The organism is Ruminococcus sp. AF17-22AC, assembly GCF_003460065.1.
Taxonomy (GTDB): Bacteria; Bacillota; Clostridia; order Lachnospirales; family Lachnospiraceae; genus Blautia_A.
In genome coordinates this window covers 12,201-29,373 of record NZ_QRXT01000004.1, presented here as the reverse complement: position 1 = coordinate 29,373, position 17,173 = coordinate 12,201, and the positions used below count along the sequence as shown (strand labels likewise).

Here is a 17,173-nt window from a genome sequence, read left to right as displayed (position 1 = left end):
TTACGATTTTGACAAAGAAAATTAGACACATTGTTGTCTGAAAGTGTATTTCACTGCAGGAAGATGCTCCACAGGCAAATGGTCGGAAGTGACAGTAAGGTGGAAAAAATAACCATCTTTGTTGCAAACGGGGAATCTACCTGATATTTTTCCGCAAGGATACTTGTCGTTGCGCCTGCTGGCATTGCAGCGAGAAGTACACATAAGCCAAGAACGGTTTTACTGAGTGGAAGCATTCTACATACGAGATAAACCACTGCCGGAATGATCACCAGTCTGTGCACTGTATATTTGACAACAGTCCAGTCCCAGAAATCTTTCAGGTCAATGTCCGCGAGGATCATTCCGATAACCATCATGGACATTGCTGTATTGCAGTTTCCGACTGATGTAACCGCTCCGTCAAGTCCCGGCGGAAGCTGCGTGCCGGTCACCATCATGATTATTCCGAGAACGCAGGCGAGAATACACGGATGCGTTACGACTTTTTTCAGTGTTTTCATCTTATCACTGCTTCCGGAAAAAACAGCCAGGCCGGAAGACCACATCATAATTCGCTGTGGAATCAGATAGACGCTGGCAAGTACAAGACCTTCCATTCCATAGATTCCCTCAGCGATCGGATTACCGAGAAACCCTGCATTGGAACAGATCGTACCGTACTGAAGACATTTGTAACGTCCCTCTGCTTCTCCCCGGAACATCAATTTTCCATAGATTACGCAAAATACCTGAATACCGATGGAGATAAGAAGGATCTCCAGATAATTTGTAAAATCACCGTCCGCTGCACTCTGCGTAAATGCGTGGAGAATGTTGCAGGGAAGTATCAGATAGATTACAAGATCATTGATATTTTTCTGCCCCGGCGGACCAATGATATGTATTTTTTTCATAAGAAATCCTACAGCTACCAGAATAAAAATCGTGAGCTGCAGTGTCAGCAAAGTTATCATAAATTTACTATATAGTGTCTGCAGTTTTATCGAAGACACTATTTCCTTTCTCTTTAATTGTGCTTCTGTGATAGTTGTTCACCGTCTTTTGAGAATAAGATAAACAACCACTTTAGTGTAGCACATCGCAGAAGGAGTCGCAAGAAGTCCGTTTGTACGCAGTTGTATACAAAGTCATCTTAAGAACAGGCCTCTTTGAACTGATTGAAATCGGCTCCAACTACGATGCGTGGTGCTGGGGCTACGACTTTTTTAATACTTTTACGATCCTGCTGAATCTGACAGTCAGCATCATGTACACCTTCGATAATATGGAAATGAAATACGGCCCGCTCCTTCTGACGCTGGAGCGCCTGACGGTTGCTTTCTTTGCTATTGATTTCCTGCTTCGTGTATTTACTGCCAAATATCTTTATCCTGATGTTTCAGAACCACGGGCGATTGGAAAATACCTGACTTCTTTTTCCGGAATCTGGTGGGCTGCCTCCACTTTGCTTACCGTTGGCTATGGTGATATTTATCCTGTCACCACCATGGGCAAGATTTTCGGAATATTTATCGCATTTCTTGGTATCGGTATGGTTGCCATCCCCACCGGTATTATTTCCGCCGGATTTGTCGATCAGTACTCGCGCCTGAAGCGAATCGGTGAATACGGACAGGAGGAAGATGTACATTTTATCCGCATCTGTCTTGACAAAAACGACAAATGGGTCGGACACCACATTGCTGAACTTGATTTTCCACAGAAAATCATTGTTGCAGTAATCCAGCGCGATCACCGTATCCTTGTCCCAAAAGGTGATACGGTTCTGAAAGCCGGGGATGTAATGGTGATCGGTGCGGAATCTTGATATTTCCAGACATTCGATCATCGTACTTGTCAGACGCCACAAAAAGCTGATCATCCCCAGCGGAAACCTGATACTTCTTGAAGGAGATACCGTTATCCTTTATACCCAGACTCACATGGCGAATGCTGATGATCTGGAGATTTGAAAATTATCCCGACAGCAATTATGTCTGATCGATTTTTTAAATAGCTTAATCGGTACTTTGTCTGATTACTTTCAATCCGCTATTGACGGCTTTTCATGTTCTATGCTAGAATCTATCCAGATTCGCAGGCATCTGCGTTTTTATCCAAAACATCGTGTGGACTTTTCTGGTTCAATGCTTTTAAAGTCTGACTATTTTTCGCCACACAATTACCCTTTGCGGTAGTTGTGCGGCGTTTTTTTATGGATATTTTTTACAGATACTAATTTGATGCTATTATGGAGGTTTGTTATGAATGATACGTTTATGAAAGAACGGCCGGTCTTTCCGCTAATTTTATCCATGGCAATGCCAATGGTCATTTCCATGCTGGTCAATTCTCTGTACAATATCGTGGACAGTTTCTTTGTTGCCCAGATCAGCGAAGATGCCATGACCGCGCTGTCACTTGTTTTTCCTGTGCAGAATTTTTCAAATGCAATCGCAATTGGTTTCGGTATCGGTATCAGCTCGCAGATTGCAATCTGTCTGGGTGCCGGCAATAAAGAAACCGCAAGCAAAGCCGCTACACATGGTCTGGCGCTGTCCGCCTTACATGGAATCCTGCTGACAGTCATCTGTATTTCAATCATGCCAAAATTTCTTTCTGTTTTTACTTCAGATAAAAATGTCAGCAGCCTTGGCGTCCGCTATTCCACGATTGTATTTCTTTTTGCCATTGTGACCACTATAAACCTTGCGTACGAAAAAATCTTTCAGGGTGTCGGCAATATGAAGGTAACTATGATTGGACTGATGGTCGGCTGTGTTTCTAATATCCTGCTCGATCCTCTGATGATATTTGGCCTTGGTCCGTTCCCTGCCATGGGGATCGAAGGTGCTGCCCTCGCGACCGGACTTGGTCAGGTACTGAATCTTGCTTTTTATCTGATTGTTTATAAGATGCGTCCGATTCAGGTACGAATCAGTCGCCGATATCTCCATCCAGATAAAGCCCTTGCAGCACGGTTGTATTCTGTCGGCATTCCCGGCGCTTTAAATCTGGCACTTCCTTCTGTGCTGGTCTCTGCACTGAACGGACTTCTGGCTGCATATTCACAGAGTTATGTAGTCATCCTCGGAATCTACTACAAGCTCCAGACATTCCTGTATCTTCCGGCGAGCGGCATCGTCCAGGGCATGCGTCCGGTCATCGGATATAATTACGGTGCCGGAGAGCATAAACGTGTGAAAAAAATTTATTTTGTTACTCTGTGTATGAGTGGTGTGATCATGCTTATCGGAACTATCATCTGTCTGACTGTGCCGGGACAGCTTATCGGGATGTTCACCACCAATCCTGAGACAATTGCCGCCGGCAAAACTGCCCTTCGGATCATCTGCGCAGGTTTTCTTGTTTCTTCTGTATCTGTTACATCCTGTGGTGCCCTGGAGGGACTTGGACGAGGCAGTGCTTCGCTGGTTGTCTCTCTCTGCAGATATCTGATCATCATTCTGCCGGCCGCGTTTATCTTAAGTCACTTCTTTGGGGCTGTCGGAGTCTGGAATGCATTCTGGATTGCAGAAGCTTTGACCGCCGGGGTGTCATTTATGATCAGTCGGAAGGTTATCGGAATCGGGGCGTAGCCCCCTGTTGAGGGAGTTTCCCTCAGGGACCCAACCGAGGGGACTTACCAGTCCCCTCGCGCACCCCTGGGTTATATAAGATTTCTTGATATATCAGGTATGTAATATATTGATTTACACACTGTATCCCTGGTTTTCATATGTAAAAGGCTTTTCTGTATGTTGACATTCTATTGGATGGAAATCTTATCTTTTTATTAGCGACTACCATATCTTATTTTCATCTGGATATTTCATTGTTCTCCGCAAATCTTCCTCCTGTTCATCTTCATTCAAACACCTCATTTTTCATTCGAATCTTATTCTTTATTCAAATCTTAATTCGAATTTATTTACCCTGTCGGGACTTTCTCTTTCTGAAGTCTACCTTTTTTCATGTTCTTGTTGATTCCATTTGAACATTCCCCTATCAGAGTCCACCATTTTTCACTGTTTCATTGACTTTCTCATGACTTTCTCTCCCACAGGGTACCCAGTTTACCTACATTTCGTGGACCCCCTCATGACTTTCTCTCCCACAGGGTACCCAGTTTACCTACATTTCGTGGACCCCCTCATGACTTTCTCTCCCACAGGGTACCCGATTTTTCTCATTCTGATGACTTTCTCATGACTTTCTCTCCCGCTGGGTACCCGATTTACCTACATTTCGTGGACTTCTATATGACTTTCTCCTCTGCAAGTCATTACACCGCTCACTTTTTGATGACTTCCTCAAGCCTTTCTCCTCCACGAGTCATAACACCTCTCAGATCCCATTATCTCAGCCAGACCTTTCCCCTTACCAGGTCACCCACCCCTCACATTTTCTATATTCCCTCTTGACAAATACCCTTATGGGGTATATATTGTTACCAGAATCATCATACCCCTACAGGGTATTTATCCGAATAATCCACTCACATACAGAAAGGAGTCTTACCTATGTCCGATTGTAATTGTAATAAAGACCAGACAACTGCCGATATTTCCGCAAACGCAATGCCATGTGATACCACATCCGATAAATCACCGGTCTGTTCCTGCTGCAGTATGAAGCACACAGACCGTTCAGAAGCTGACCGCAGGAAACTTGTCAACCGTCTGAAACGTATTGAGGGACAGATACGGGGAATCATAGGAATGTTGGAAAACGATGCTTACTGCAACGACATCCTTATCCAGTCTGCCGCTGTAAATGCCGCAGTTAACTCATTCAATAAAGAACTTCTCGCGAATCATATCCGAACCTGCGTTGCACGCGATATCCGCGCGGGCAAAGACGAGACAATTGACGAGCTTGTCGCAACTCTTCAGAAACTGATGAAGTAACTGTAACAACTGGATAAACATAAAACTGAAGAATTTTCAGAGGAAAAATAACCATGAAACCAGATGACATTATTATTTTACTGATCGTCATTATTGCCATGATCTTTGCAGCACACAAGGCTGCATACCACTTTAAAGGAGATTCTCTCAGTATTTCATAAGGAGGTACCGCAATGGAACAATATAACGTCACCGGCATGAGCTGCGCTGCCTGCTCATCCCGTGTAGAAAAGGCTGTATCAAAAGTTCCGGGAGTCACATCCTGTTCTGTCAGCCTTCTGACAAATTCTATGGGAGTTGAGGGAACTGCCTCTTCCCACGATATCATCACTGCCGTACAACAGGCAGGCTATGGAGCCTCACTCAAAAGCGCTGCCAAAGAACAGGTTTCCATGTCCGAGGCTGAAGAAGCACTCGAAGACCACGAGACACCGGTTCTCAAACGCCGACTGATCGCCTCGACAGGTTTTCTCCTCGTCCTCATGTATTTCTCCATGGGACACATGATGTGGGGCTGGCCGCTTCCTGCATGGTTCAACGACAACCATATTGCCATGGGGCTTGTACAGCTTCTGCTTGCCGGAATCATCATGGTCATCAACCAGAAATTCTTTATCAGCGGCTTTAAGAGTCTGTGGCACCGTTCTCCGAACATGGACACCCTTGTCGCACTTGGTTCCATGGCATCTTTTGTATGGAGTGTTTATGCACTCTTCGCCATGACAAGAGCACAGGTTGACGGTGATTCCGCCGCAGTCATGAACTACATGATGGAATTTTATTTTGAATCCGCTGCCATGATTCTGACTCTGATCACCGTCGGAAAAATGCTCGAAGCACGCTCTAAAGGCAAAACAACCGATGCATTAAAGAGTCTTATGAAACTTGCACCGAAAACAGCTGTCATTCTCCGTAATGGCCAGGAAGCCACCGTTCCAATCGAACAGGTAAAAAAAGGCGATATTTTCATCGTACGGCCCGGAGAAAACATTCCGGTCGACGGTGTGATCATCGAAGGTACCAGCGCCATCAACGAATCTGCACTGACCGGCGAAAGCATCCCTGTTGACAAAGCTGCCGGTGATCTTGTTTCCGCAGCAACCGTCAACCAGTCCGGATTTATCAAGTGCGAGGCAACCCGTGTAGGCGAAGACACCACACTCTCCCAGATCATCAAAATGGTCAGTGATGCCGCCGCCACCAAAGCTCCGATTGCAAAGATTGCAGACCGTGTTTCCGGTATTTTTGTCCCGACAGTCATCACAATTGCAGTCATTACAACCATTATCTGGCTTCTGACCGGACATGAATTTGGCTACTCACTTGCACGTGGAATTTCTGTTCTTGTCATCAGTTGTCCATGTGCACTTGGACTTGCCACTCCTGTAGCAATTATGGTCGGCAATGGTATGGGCGCAAAGAACGGCATCCTTTTCAAAACAGCGGTTTCTCTCGAAGAAGCAGGCAAAGTCCAGATCGTAGCACTCGACAAAACGGGTACCATCACAAGCGGACATCCAGAGGTAACAGACCTTCTCCCGGCTGACGGAATTTCTGAAACAGAGCTTCTTACAATGGCATTTGCCCTTGAAAAAAAGAGTGAGCATCCGCTTGCAAAAGCAATTTTAGAGCATGCCGAAAACCTGCACCTTACTGCACCGGAAGTTTCCGATTTCCATGCACTTCCGGGAAATGGTCTTTCCGCGGTATTGAATAATGAAACCCTGATCGGCGGAAGTATGAAATTCATCAGCAGCAGGGTACACGTTCCTGCTTCTCTCTCCCGGAAAGCAGAGAAACTTGCCGAGCAGGGAAAAACTCCCCTCCTTTTTGCACAAAACGGCAAACTGGTCGGAATTATTGCAGTCGCTGATGTTATCAAAGAGGACAGCCCGCAGGCAATCAAAGAACTTCAGAACATGGGCATCCGCGTAGTTATGCTGACCGGTGACAACGAACGTACCGCAAGAGCAATCGGTGCTCAGGCAGGCGTTGACGATGTCATTGCCGGAGTTCTCCCTGATGGCAAAGAAAGCGTGATCCGTTCCCTGAAGGAGCAGGGCAAAGTTGCCATGGTCGGTGACGGTATCAACGATGCTCCGGCTCTTACACGGGCTGATATCGGAATCGCGATCGGTGCCGGAACAGATATTGCAATCGACGCTGCCGATGTTGTCCTGATGAAGAGCCGCCTGAGTGATGTTCCTGCTACGATCCGTCTCAGCCGTGCTACCCTGAAAAATATCCACGAAAATCTTTTCTGGGCATTTTTCTACAATGTCATCGGTATTCCGCTCGCTGCCGGTGTCTGGATCCCAATTTTCGGCTGGACACTCAACCCGATGTTTGGCGCTGCAGCAATGAGCCTCTCCAGCTTCTGCGTCGTTACAAATGCACTTCGTCTGAATCTGTTTAAGATTCACGATGCAAAAAAAGATAAAAAAATGAAACAAGCTACTTCCATTGAATTAAAAAATGATTATAATATAAAAGAAAAGGAGCAAAAAACTATGGTAAAAGTTACAGTTAATGTTGAAGGAATGATGTGCGGACACTGCGAAGCACATGTAAATGAAGCAATCAAAAAAGTTTTCGGCGCAGAAGATGTCGTATCTTCCCATGAAAGCAACACAACTGTTTTCACAGCACCGGAAAAAGTTGACGAAGACAAGATCCGCGCTACAATCAAAGAAGCAGGATATGAGGTTACAGGAATTACTCAGGAGTAATACCAAATCACACAGACTTATAATCACAATCATCAGACGGTTCCGCAGAATATTTCCCGGAACCGTTTGTTGCATGTCCTGATATAAACAAAAATACTTCGGGAATATGCAAAACACTATTTAACTTTTGGGGGAGCTTATGAACAACACACAGGATAATAAAAATCCGGGAAAAACTCACGATCTGCACTATTATGCCGGGCACATCCGGTATGACATGACAAATCTGATCAAGTGGCTGCTTCTCGCAGTCCTGACCGGGCTGATGGTCGGTTTCATCAGCAGTCTTTTTGCACGGGCACTGAAATTTGTTACAACTTACCGCACAGAACACTTCTGGGTGTTCTTTCTGCTGCCCGCTACCGGCCTTGTCATCGTCTTTCTCTATCAGAAACTCGGACAGGACGATGGCGGCACCAATCAGGTACTTTCCACCATCCGCTCACAGGATGACGTTCCCTTCCGTTCTGCTCCGCTGATTTTCATTTCCACGATCCTGACACACTTTGCCGGTGGTTCTGCCGGACGTGAAGGTGCAGCGATCCAGCTTGGCGGAAGTATCGGTAATCAGCTCGGAAGCTGGTTCCGTCTCGACGAAGAAGACCGTCACGTCATGGTCATGTGTGGAATGAGTGCGGCTTTCTCCGCTGTTTTCGGTACTCCGATGGCTGCAGCTGTTTTTTCCATGGAAGTAGTCAGCGTCGGTATCATGTACTATGCAGCACTGGTTCCATGCGTGATATCTTCTATTATTGCTTCGGAATTTGCTGCCAACTTCGGAATTCATCCAGAATCTTTTCACGTTGTAGATATTCCGGATCTTACTGTGGAAACCGGTCTGAAAATGGTTCTCGTCGCTGTCGCATGTGCCGCGATCAGTATCATTTTCTGCATGACATTGCAGGGAATCAGCAAACTTTACACAAAATATTTCAAAAATCCCTATATTCGTATTGTTGCTGCCAGTGCGATCATCATTGCGATCACTTTGCTTTTACGAACTACTGATTACATGGGCGCAGGCAACAATCTGATCGAGCTTGCCATTGAAGAGGGACAGACGCGTCCACTGGATTTCTTCTGGAAAATTCTTCTGACCGCGCTGACCATGCGTGCCGGATTCCGCGGTGGTGAGATTGTTCCGTCGTTCTGCATCGGCGCAACTTTCGGATGTCTCATGGGGCATCTGATAGGACTTTCCCCGTCTATCTGCGCGGCCGCCGGAATGGCAGCACTTTTCTGCGGTGTTACCAACTGCCCGATCACCTCGATCCTGATCGCATTTGAGCTCTTCGGATTCCGTGGTGTTTCCTATTATCTGATCGCAGTTTCCATCAGCTATGCCGTTTCCGGTTATTACGGACTGTATAAAGATCAGACGATCGTATATTCTAAATATAAGGCAAAATACATCAATCGTCATACCAGATTTTAAACTGGTATGGCGATTGTTGTGTTTTAGATATCAAAGATTGTTTTGTATTAAACTGCTCCCACAATCTTTGATATTATGTTATAAATTTAACGTGTATTTTATCAAAAACTTAACTTGTACAATGACAATTATATGTTAGAATAAAGGTGTATTTTTTAGGAAAAGTAGGAGGAATTTGAATGCGCAAAACAAAAATTATCTGTACCCTTGGTCCGTCTACTGACAAAGACGGTGTTCTGGAAGAATTAATTAAAGAAGGAATGAATGTAGCACGTTTTAACTTCTCTCATGGTTTACACGATGAACAGAAAGGCCGTATTGATAAATTAAAAGAAATCCGCACACGTCTTAACAAACCAGTTGCAGCGCTTCTCGATACAAAAGGTCCTGAAATTCGTATCTGCGAATTTGCAGATGGAAAGATCACTCTGAAGGAAGGTCAGGAATTTACTCTGACTGCAGATGAGATCGAAGGAAATGAAAAAATCGTTTCTGTTACCTACAAGGATTTATATAAAGATGTCAAACCTGGCAACAGCATTCTGATCGATGATGGTCTGATCGGACTTGAAGTCAAAAAGATCAAAGGTCATGACATTGTCTGTACCGTTATAAACGGCGGTGTCCTCAGCAACAAAAAAGGTGTAAACCTTCCTGGCGTCGAAGTAAATATGCCATTTATCAGCCCAAAGGATCATGACGATATCCTTTTCGGTATCAAAGAAGGCTATGATTTCATCGCTGCTTCCTTCACCAGAACAGCAGCCGATGTCAAAGAGATCCGCGATATCCTCGAGAAAAACGGCGGCCACGACATCAAGATCATCGCAAAGATCGAGAACCAGCAGGGTGTTGACAACATCGACAGCATCATTGAAGCCGCAGACGGTATCATGATCGCCCGTGGTGATATGGGTGTTGAAATTCCGCTTGAAGACGTTCCGGTTATTCAGAAAGATATCATTTCCCAAGTATACAGTGCCGGCAAACAGGTTATCACAGCAACTCAGATGCTGGATTCCATGATCAAGAATCCACGTCCGACACGTGCAGAGACTACAGACGTTGCCAATGCCATCTATCAGGGAACGAGTGCGATCATGCTTTCCGGTGAAACTGCTGCCGGTAAATATCCGATTGAAGCACTCAAGACGATGGTCAAGATTGCCCGCCGTACAGAAGCTGATGTTGAATACAACCAACAGTTCAGTGTTCGTACAAAAGATGACACTACCAACGTAACAACTGCGATTTCTCATGCTACCTGCATGACAGCCATCGACCTGAATGCAAAAGCCATCATCGCAGTTACCCGTTCCGGAAACACTGCACGCATGGTTTCCAAATATCGTCCAGGATGCCAGATCATCGCATGTACTCCGGATGAACGTACATGGCGTCAGTTAAACATGGTATGGGGTGTTGCTCCGATCCTGACAAAAGAAGAATACAGCATGGAGATCCTTCTCCTTCACGCTACAGAAGCCGCCGAAGAAAACGGCTATGTAAAAAAAGGCGATGTCGTTGTTCTGACTGTCGGAGTTCCGCTTGGACGTTCCGGAAACACCAACCTGCTTAAAGCTACAGTTGTAGGCGAATACTAAAATCACGGGGCATATCGTTTTGATATGCCCCGTTAATTTTTATTTCTTATAAACAGTGATCACAATTGGATCCTCCACCTCGTCGTTATAGGCTCTGATCCAGTAATGTTCTTCATTTCTTTCTTCCTCTGCATTTGCAGAGTCTTCATCGTTTTCTTTATTTTCAGTTTCATTATCTTTTTCTGCTGTTTCTTTAACTGCCGTGTCGTCCTCTCTCTTCTCTTTCACATAAGACAGCTCCACAGATGGTTTCGCACCTTCTGTACCTTTCAGTACGATCCGGTTCTTTGTGCCTTTTACCACGCCCTCAAGTTTTGTTGAAAACTTCTGAAGATTTTTTCGAATCCCAAAGCTTCCGCCGGTTGAAGTCTTCATTGTAATCGTTGTCTCATCCTCTGTAACGTTTACAATATTCAGTATCTTCTTGTTTTCCGTCAGAGTCAGAACTATTTCATCTTTTGTATACTCTACATGAATTCCAAGTTCACCTGCCGTTTTGCCTGCATTTAAAGTAAACCAGTCATTTGGCAGATCTTTCGCATTTATGATGGAAATAGATTTCAATGTTTTTGATTCACTGGTCAGAGAAAATCCGTTTTTAATCTTTTCAATTTCCGTAGATATCGCCAGATCCGTAAGGTTTCCCTGTTCATCTCTGCTGATTCTGGCTGTATTATCTGCAACAGTTTTGCCCTCAATCTCCTCAACTTCCTCCGGGTGCTTCGCGTCTTTCACTACTTTGATTGTATGGGAAGCCGTTGTCGGATCATATTCTGCTACAACCTCCGTAGATGTAGAAGAAGCATAGGACGCATATTCTTCATCCACATCCGGGAGTTCTTCTTCGTCAACCGCGGGTTCCTCTGTCTTATCAGAATCTTCACCGGATTCATTTCCGGTATCCGGCTTTGTCTCACCATTGTTATCAGTCTTATCATTTTCGTTCGGATCAGCTGGCACATCTGACTTTTCACCGTTTCCCGGGTTATTGTCTTTGTCGTTATCCTTGTTGTCTTCTTTTCCCTCTGTACACGGTTCTTTGACAGGAATCGGTATGGTCTCTGTATAATCACAGTTTTTTCTTTTGCATTTATAAACAACTTTTCCCGGAGTATTTTCCGCAGCTTCTTCTGTAGAAACCACCTCAAGCTCATGACCAAGTGCCTTTTTGAGATCACGTTTTTCCTCGTAGCCACAGCTCGGACATTTCCAGAGTACATATCCTGCTTCTGTACAGGTAGGTTCCACTACCTGCACTTCCTTCATCTCATGTTCTTCACCACATATCTCGATATCCGTATCCGGATCTTCGGCTTCTGCTGCCGGAGTAATACTTACCTCTGCCTGTGCGTAAACTGCAGAACTTCCTGACAGGGACACGGCAAGTAAGACTGCAAGAATTCTACTCTTTTTATTTCTTCTCATACGAATTTTCTCCTTTGTATAGAAATACGGTAACTGTTCAGTACCCTCACAGTTACGAGTCAAAACGATACTTTCATCTTATCATTAATTCGTTTTAGCTATATAAAGCGAGTCCAAAACGGGCCATTATCCGCAATTTCATTCGATATATCGCAAGATAACAGCCCGAAACAGGGACCTTATTTAGTTCTGACATCCGCCATATTTATTTTGCAGCAAGATCTTTGATGACTTCTCCTGCTATAATAAGACCAACTACGGACGGCACAAATGCAGTGGATCCCGGGATATCACGACGCTCCGTACATTTATGTGCAGCTCCCGGAGGACAGATGCAGTTAGTACGACAGCTGATTGACATATCTTCAATCGGTCTGGTCGGCTGTTCTTTTGAATAAACTACTTTGAGTTTTTTCACTCCACGTTTCTTTAATTCACGCCGCATGACCTTCGCCAGCGGGCAGACAGATGTTTTATAAATGTCAGCCACTTCAAAAGCTGTCGGATCCAGCTTGTTTCCTGCACCCATACTGCTGATGATCGGAACTCCGGCTTCTTTTGCCTCCATGACAAGCTGAATCTTCGCAGTCACAGTATCTACCGCATCTACCACATAGGAATACTGCGAAAAATCAAATTCATCCTTTGTTTCCGGCAGATAGAAACATTTATGAACATTCACCTCGACCTTCGGGTTGATGTCCAGAATACGTTCTTTCATAACGTCTACCTTGTATTTGCCAATTGTACTTCTGGTCGCAATGATCTGTCTGTTGAGATTTGTCAGACATACTTTGTCATCATCGATCAGGTCAATTGCTCCGACTCCGCTTCGTACAAGTGCCTCGACAGTATAACCACCAACTCCGCCGATTCCAAATACGGCAACACGGGAGCCGGACAGTTTCTCCATTGCCTCTTTGCCAAATAAAAGCTGTGTTCTGGAAAACTGATTCAACATTTATCTCTTAATCTCCTTATCTTCAAGTGTTTCGTTCATACTTCCGGTACGGTAACCCAGAAGATCCAGTGTTACATAATCAAAGCCATATTCTTTCAGTTTCGATGCAATCTTCATTCTGTTTTTTTCTTCAACAATCTTTGTGATCTCTTCCGGAAGAACTTCGATTCTTGCGATATTTCCGTGAATACGGACGCGTACCTGATAGAATCCCATGTCAAGAAGCAGCTGCTCTGCTTTATCAACCATTCCAAGCTTTTGCTCATTGATCGTTTCTCCATATACAAAACGTGAAGAAAGACATGCAAAGGACTGTTTATCCCAGGTCGGAAGTCCCATTTCTTTGGACAGTTCGCGGATCTCAGCTTTGGAAAACTCTGCCTGACGAAGCGGACTGCTGACACCGAGCTCTTTGACTGCGATCAGACCCGGACGGTAATCTCCGTTGTCATCCATATTGGATCCTTCGGCTACAGCATTCATGCCGTTTTCCTTCGCAATCTCCCAGATTTTCTCAAACAGTTCATGCTTACACAGATAACAGCGGTTCTTCGGATTCTGCCGAAAACCGTCGATATCCAGTTCTTCGGATTCAACAATGATCTGGCGGATTCCGTTTTTTTCACAGAATGCTTTTGCTTCTTCTAACTCTCTCTTCGGGAAAGAACAGGAGCTTGCCGTAACCGCGATCACCTTGTCACCAAGAGCTTCCTGCGCCGCCTTCAGAAGAAATGTAGAATCCACTCCACTTGAAAACGCAACTGCTACACTTCCCAGTGCTTTGAGATTCTCCTGTAGTACTCTATATTTATCATGAATAGTCACTATAAAACGCTCCTTTTAACCTAGTATTCAAGTGTGTATTATAGCATATTGCAGTAAACCGTACAACCTGTAAATCCTTTAAACACAGTGCACATAATTTGTAGATTATTCAAAATCAGATTTTGTTCTCTACATTCCATACAGTCTGTCCATGTCTTATAAAATAAAAATGTCCCATAATCTCTAACTCCTAATCTTTATAGCTTTGTCATCAATACGGTTCCCACCGTGATAAGTACACCCCCCACCGCTGATTTCCGTGTCAGTTTCTCATGGAATACGATCCATGAGAATGCAATCGTCACAAGAATGCTCAGTTTGTCGATTGGCACGACCACACTTGCCGGTCCCTGCTGCAGGGCACGGTAATAACACATCCAGCCTTTGCCCATGATAATCCTTCATGAAGAAAAATCAGCGCAAGTAAAATCGTCAGAATCGTACTGGACTTATCGATCGGGACGACTTTATTGATATCCCCCTTCTGAAGTGCTGTTCAGCACCCTCACAGTTACGAGTCAAAATGCATTCCAAATCATCTTCTGAATAGTTACAAAACTTCTATTATATCAACATTGTCATATAAATAGGTATATACATAATCTCATCTTTATATTTTAAGTCTTTCGTATAAATAATATAACGATCCTGCATCTTCAACTGGTATTTTTTCGTCAGATAATCAAAAGATTTGTGAGACATGTATCCGGAAGATTTTACCTCAATCGGACAGATTTTTTTCTTTTTAACAGTCATAAAATCTATTTCATATTTCTTTTCCCTGACAGAATCTTCCGGAGTATATAAATACTCATGAAAATACAATTCATGACCAGATGCTCTGAGCATCTGTGCAACCACATTTTCAATAATCATCCCCTGATTAACGCTGAGATTATCTATAATCAGTGCTTTATACAAATCTTCATCTGTCTCATCTCTACTCTTCATAATCTGTGTTACCAGAAGTCCGGTATCGCCCATATACAGTTTGAAATTGCTACGGTCTGCAAACAATTCAAGTGCCACTTCCGGTTTCGTTACATTAATACACTCATTCCCCATCATAGACTCTGATATAAAGCTTACCGCATCTACGTAGTTTTGATATCTTGCATTTTTATCAATCACAGAAAATTTGAAATGTGAATTCTTATTCTCCAACTGTTCCGGAATCGTTCGAAAAACCACCGACGCTTTTTCCCGATTATCTCGATCATATTTTGCCAGATCCTCTTCATAAAGACTCAGTATATTTCTTTTTATAAAGTCAATCTGTGCAAAAGTTTTTCCTTCAACAAATGCACTGACAGCCTGCGGCATTCCTCCTATAACCATATATGTCCGGAACTTTTTCATTATTTTTCGGTGAATAGAATCACCCAGTGGTTTTCTCTTTTCGTAAGCACTTTTAATCGCCTCAAATGTGACCGTATCGCCCAGTGCCCACAGATATTCTTCAAAGTCCATTGGATACATTTTTATCCTATATTCTTCTGATGGAATAAGGATATTTTGAATATTTTTACGTATCGAAATCAATGATCCTGTTTCAATATAATCATACCGACCATCTGCTACCAGATATTTAATTGCCTGTCTTGCCTGCGGAAACAACTGAACTTCATCAAAAATCAGGACACACTTTTTCCCCTTCAATTCCCGTCCCTTCAAAAGAAATAAATTACGGAAAAAGCTATCCAAATCGTCCATCTCATCTATGAAAAGATTCTGCACATCCCTGTTTTTTTCACGAAATAGCAAAATGTTTTTCTGTAGTTTTTCACGAAAATGCGAAATGTTTGCATGTAGCTATAGTACTTACCATAACCATCATACAAAAAGAGCAGGTTTTCACCCGCTCTGTTCTGTCAGTCTTCATCAAAGTTTGCTGCGTATATGCCCTCCGGAAGTCTCATTGTAAGAATTCCGAGATTAAATTCGTGATCCATGATCGTAATGTGATACTCAAAAATCACATCGTCATCAAATTTGGACAGTAACACATAACTGCCGTTTTCTTTTCCCTCGATCTGGTCACAGATATCTTCGTACACAGCCTGACCGGAAATCTCTCTCGGATATCCTGCTGCTTTGATCTTCTCCTCAATTGCCTGATATAATTCGTCCACTCGTGTGCCCTCCTTTAGTATCGAACTCCGAATCTTCGTTCTTCCTCATCCACAGAAATCTCACGTCTTCGGATATCGTCAATCTCTATATACCGGTCATTGTAAAGTGCCTGTACAATCTTGTCAATATCTTCTTCCAGCCCCTGCAGCTCTGTCGAAACCGATCCGTCATATTCATTTCTCGCCCATCCGGTCACACTGTATTTGTCTGCCAGATAACCAAGTTTGTAACGGAAGCCCACGCCCTGAACTCTTCCATAGAACTGAATGGATTGTCTTATCCTGTGCATGTCATTACCTCCGTGCCTGTTTCTGTTTCCCTGCGTTCTTTCTTCCGGAAAGCTTTGCTTCCAGAAATTTCACCAACCGGTAGCCCACATATCCTGCCAGAATTCCAAAAAACATACCACCCAGAACATCCGTCGGATAATGGACATACAGATATAATCTCGATACTGCGATCAGACAGGACAGTATCAGTGCCGGTTTCCAGAGCTTCTTTTCACCTGCGAGATATAACGCGGTAACCGAAGCAAAAGATGCGGCTGTATGTCCCGATGGGAATGAATAATCATGAAGCTTTGCCACCAGCAGTTGCACACTGGTGTTTACATCGTATGGTCTTGTTCTTGCTGCCAGATTTTTTACTGCTACATTGCAGATCAGCAGATCCATGATCAGTGCTGCTGCCATAATGATTCCTGTTTTTCTCATCTTTGGTATGATAAGAAAAAGCAGTGTCAGGATAATCCAGAAAATCCCCGCATCCCCCAGCTTTGTGATCGATGTCATAATTTTATCCAGAATCGGTGTATGTAACGTCTGGAACCAGTCAAGAATATTTAATTCCATCTATCTTCCTGCACTTTCTAGTCTATTTTTATCAGCGCTCCGTAAGCCGCGTTCAATCAGGGCACATCATCTCAGCGAATCTTACGCATCTCACCATCAATCAGAAATACCTGATCTCCTTCATTGATATCCAGCTCATACAGCCGGGCATCTTTCTCTCTGACTGTCATTTCTTCACCTGTATAATTACTTTTCAGAAGGACATTGTCCTTCACTGCCATCCCGTCCGGACGTCCCTCACATCCGAAATCCGGCTCATCGATTCGTAGAACATTGAATGTCTCAAGCATGTCTGTCTCCCCTTTTATTACCATTGTA

The 17,173-nt window shown here is 43.9% G+C and carries 16 protein-coding genes and 1 pseudogene; 7 read left to right on the top strand and 10 right to left on the bottom strand.

Going from position 1 to position 17,173, the window contains the following annotated elements; genetic code table 11:
* Nucleotides 1-50 precede the first annotated feature (50 nt).
* Entirely contained in the window at nt 51-956 is a 906-nt protein-coding gene (locus tag DWW86_RS07355) for an AEC family transporter (RefSeq protein ID WP_117942849.1), read from the bottom strand.
* A 152-nt stretch (nt 957-1,108) separates the two neighbouring features.
* Between DWW86_RS07355 and DWW86_RS07350 the strand changes: the two genes are divergently transcribed.
* The 7 genes from DWW86_RS07350 to pyk all read left to right on the top strand — a co-directional run bounded on the left by DWW86_RS07350 (nt 1,109) and on the right by pyk (nt 10,660).
* Nucleotides 1,109-1,810, top strand: a complete 702-nt coding sequence (locus DWW86_RS07350) for a potassium channel family protein (RefSeq protein WP_117942721.1) — start codon at nt 1,109-1,111, stop codon at nt 1,808-1,810.
* The gene (locus DWW86_RS07345) at nt 1,797-1,955 is read left to right on the top strand and encodes a TrkA C-terminal domain-containing protein (protein WP_117942720.1); all 159 of its coding nucleotides are present in this window, start codon (nt 1,797-1,799) and stop codon (nt 1,953-1,955) included. Before DWW86_RS07350 ends, DWW86_RS07345 begins: the two co-directional genes overlap by 14 nt.
* A gap of 291 nt (nt 1,956-2,246) precedes the next feature.
* A complete protein-coding gene (locus DWW86_RS07340) occupies nt 2,247-3,581 on the top strand; it encodes an MATE family efflux transporter (protein ID WP_072522647.1) in 1,335 nt (444 codons plus the stop codon).
* A 981-nt stretch (nt 3,582-4,562) separates the two neighbouring features.
* Complete coding sequence (locus tag DWW86_RS07335) at nt 4,563-4,892, top strand: metal-sensing transcriptional repressor (protein WP_072523424.1); 330 nt, start codon at nt 4,563-4,565, stop codon at nt 4,890-4,892.
* A gap of 173 nt (nt 4,893-5,065) precedes the next feature.
* Complete coding sequence (locus DWW86_RS07330) at nt 5,066-7,621, top strand: heavy metal translocating P-type ATPase (RefSeq protein WP_117942719.1); 2,556 nt, start codon at nt 5,066-5,068, stop codon at nt 7,619-7,621.
* Nucleotides 7,622-7,760: 139 nt separating this feature from the next.
* Nucleotides 7,761-9,056 carry a chloride channel protein gene (locus tag DWW86_RS07325; RefSeq protein WP_117942718.1) on the top strand — a complete coding sequence of 432 codons (1,296 nt, stop codon included), beginning with the start codon at nt 7,761-7,763 and terminating at the stop codon, nt 9,054-9,056.
* A 179-nt stretch (nt 9,057-9,235) separates the two neighbouring features.
* Nucleotides 9,236-10,660 (top strand): pyruvate kinase, encoded by a 1,425-nt coding sequence (gene pyk, locus DWW86_RS07320; protein ID WP_072522644.1) that lies wholly within the window; start codon nt 9,236-9,238, stop codon nt 10,658-10,660.
* A gap of 39 nt (nt 10,661-10,699) precedes the next feature.
* Here pyk and DWW86_RS07315 read toward each other — a convergent pair whose 3' ends face one another.
* The 9 genes and pseudogenes from DWW86_RS07315 to DWW86_RS07275 form a co-directional block, all read right to left on the bottom strand.
* Nucleotides 10,700-12,085 (bottom strand): hypothetical protein, encoded by a 1,386-nt coding sequence (locus DWW86_RS07315; RefSeq protein WP_117942717.1) that lies wholly within the window; start codon nt 12,083-12,085, stop codon nt 10,700-10,702.
* A 205-nt stretch (nt 12,086-12,290) separates the two neighbouring features.
* Nucleotides 12,291-13,046, bottom strand: a complete 756-nt coding sequence (locus DWW86_RS07310) for a tRNA threonylcarbamoyladenosine dehydratase (protein ID WP_072522642.1) — start codon at nt 13,044-13,046, stop codon at nt 12,291-12,293.
* On the bottom strand, nt 13,047-13,871 hold the full coding sequence (larE, locus tag DWW86_RS07305) for an ATP-dependent sacrificial sulfur transferase LarE (RefSeq protein WP_353652681.1): 825 nt from the start codon (nt 13,869-13,871) through the stop codon (nt 13,047-13,049).
* Nucleotides 13,872-14,068: 197 nt separating this feature from the next.
* Nucleotides 14,069-14,260: pseudogene (locus DWW86_RS17545) on the bottom strand (EamA family transporter); the annotation flags it as partial.
* A 175-nt stretch (nt 14,261-14,435) separates the two neighbouring features.
* Nucleotides 14,436-15,635 (bottom strand): ATP-binding protein, encoded by a 1,200-nt coding sequence (locus DWW86_RS07295; RefSeq protein ID WP_286187673.1) that lies wholly within the window; start codon nt 15,633-15,635, stop codon nt 14,436-14,438.
* Between the two features lie 107 nt (nt 15,636-15,742).
* On the bottom strand, nt 15,743-16,003 hold the full coding sequence (locus DWW86_RS07290; RefSeq protein WP_117942714.1) for a hypothetical protein: 261 nt from the start codon (nt 16,001-16,003) through the stop codon (nt 15,743-15,745).
* 14 nt (nt 16,004-16,017) lie between these two features.
* Complete coding sequence (locus tag DWW86_RS07285; protein ID WP_117942713.1) at nt 16,018-16,293, bottom strand: acylphosphatase; 276 nt, start codon at nt 16,291-16,293, stop codon at nt 16,018-16,020.
* Nucleotides 16,294-16,297: 4 nt separating this feature from the next.
* The gene (locus DWW86_RS07280; RefSeq protein ID WP_117942712.1) at nt 16,298-16,855 is read right to left on the bottom strand and encodes a phosphatase PAP2 family protein; all 558 of its coding nucleotides are present in this window, start codon (nt 16,853-16,855) and stop codon (nt 16,298-16,300) included.
* A gap of 71 nt (nt 16,856-16,926) precedes the next feature.
* Entirely contained in the window at nt 16,927-17,145 is a 219-nt protein-coding gene (locus DWW86_RS07275) for a hypothetical protein (protein ID WP_015540607.1), read from the bottom strand.
* Between the last annotated feature and the right edge of the window lie 28 nt (nt 17,146-17,173).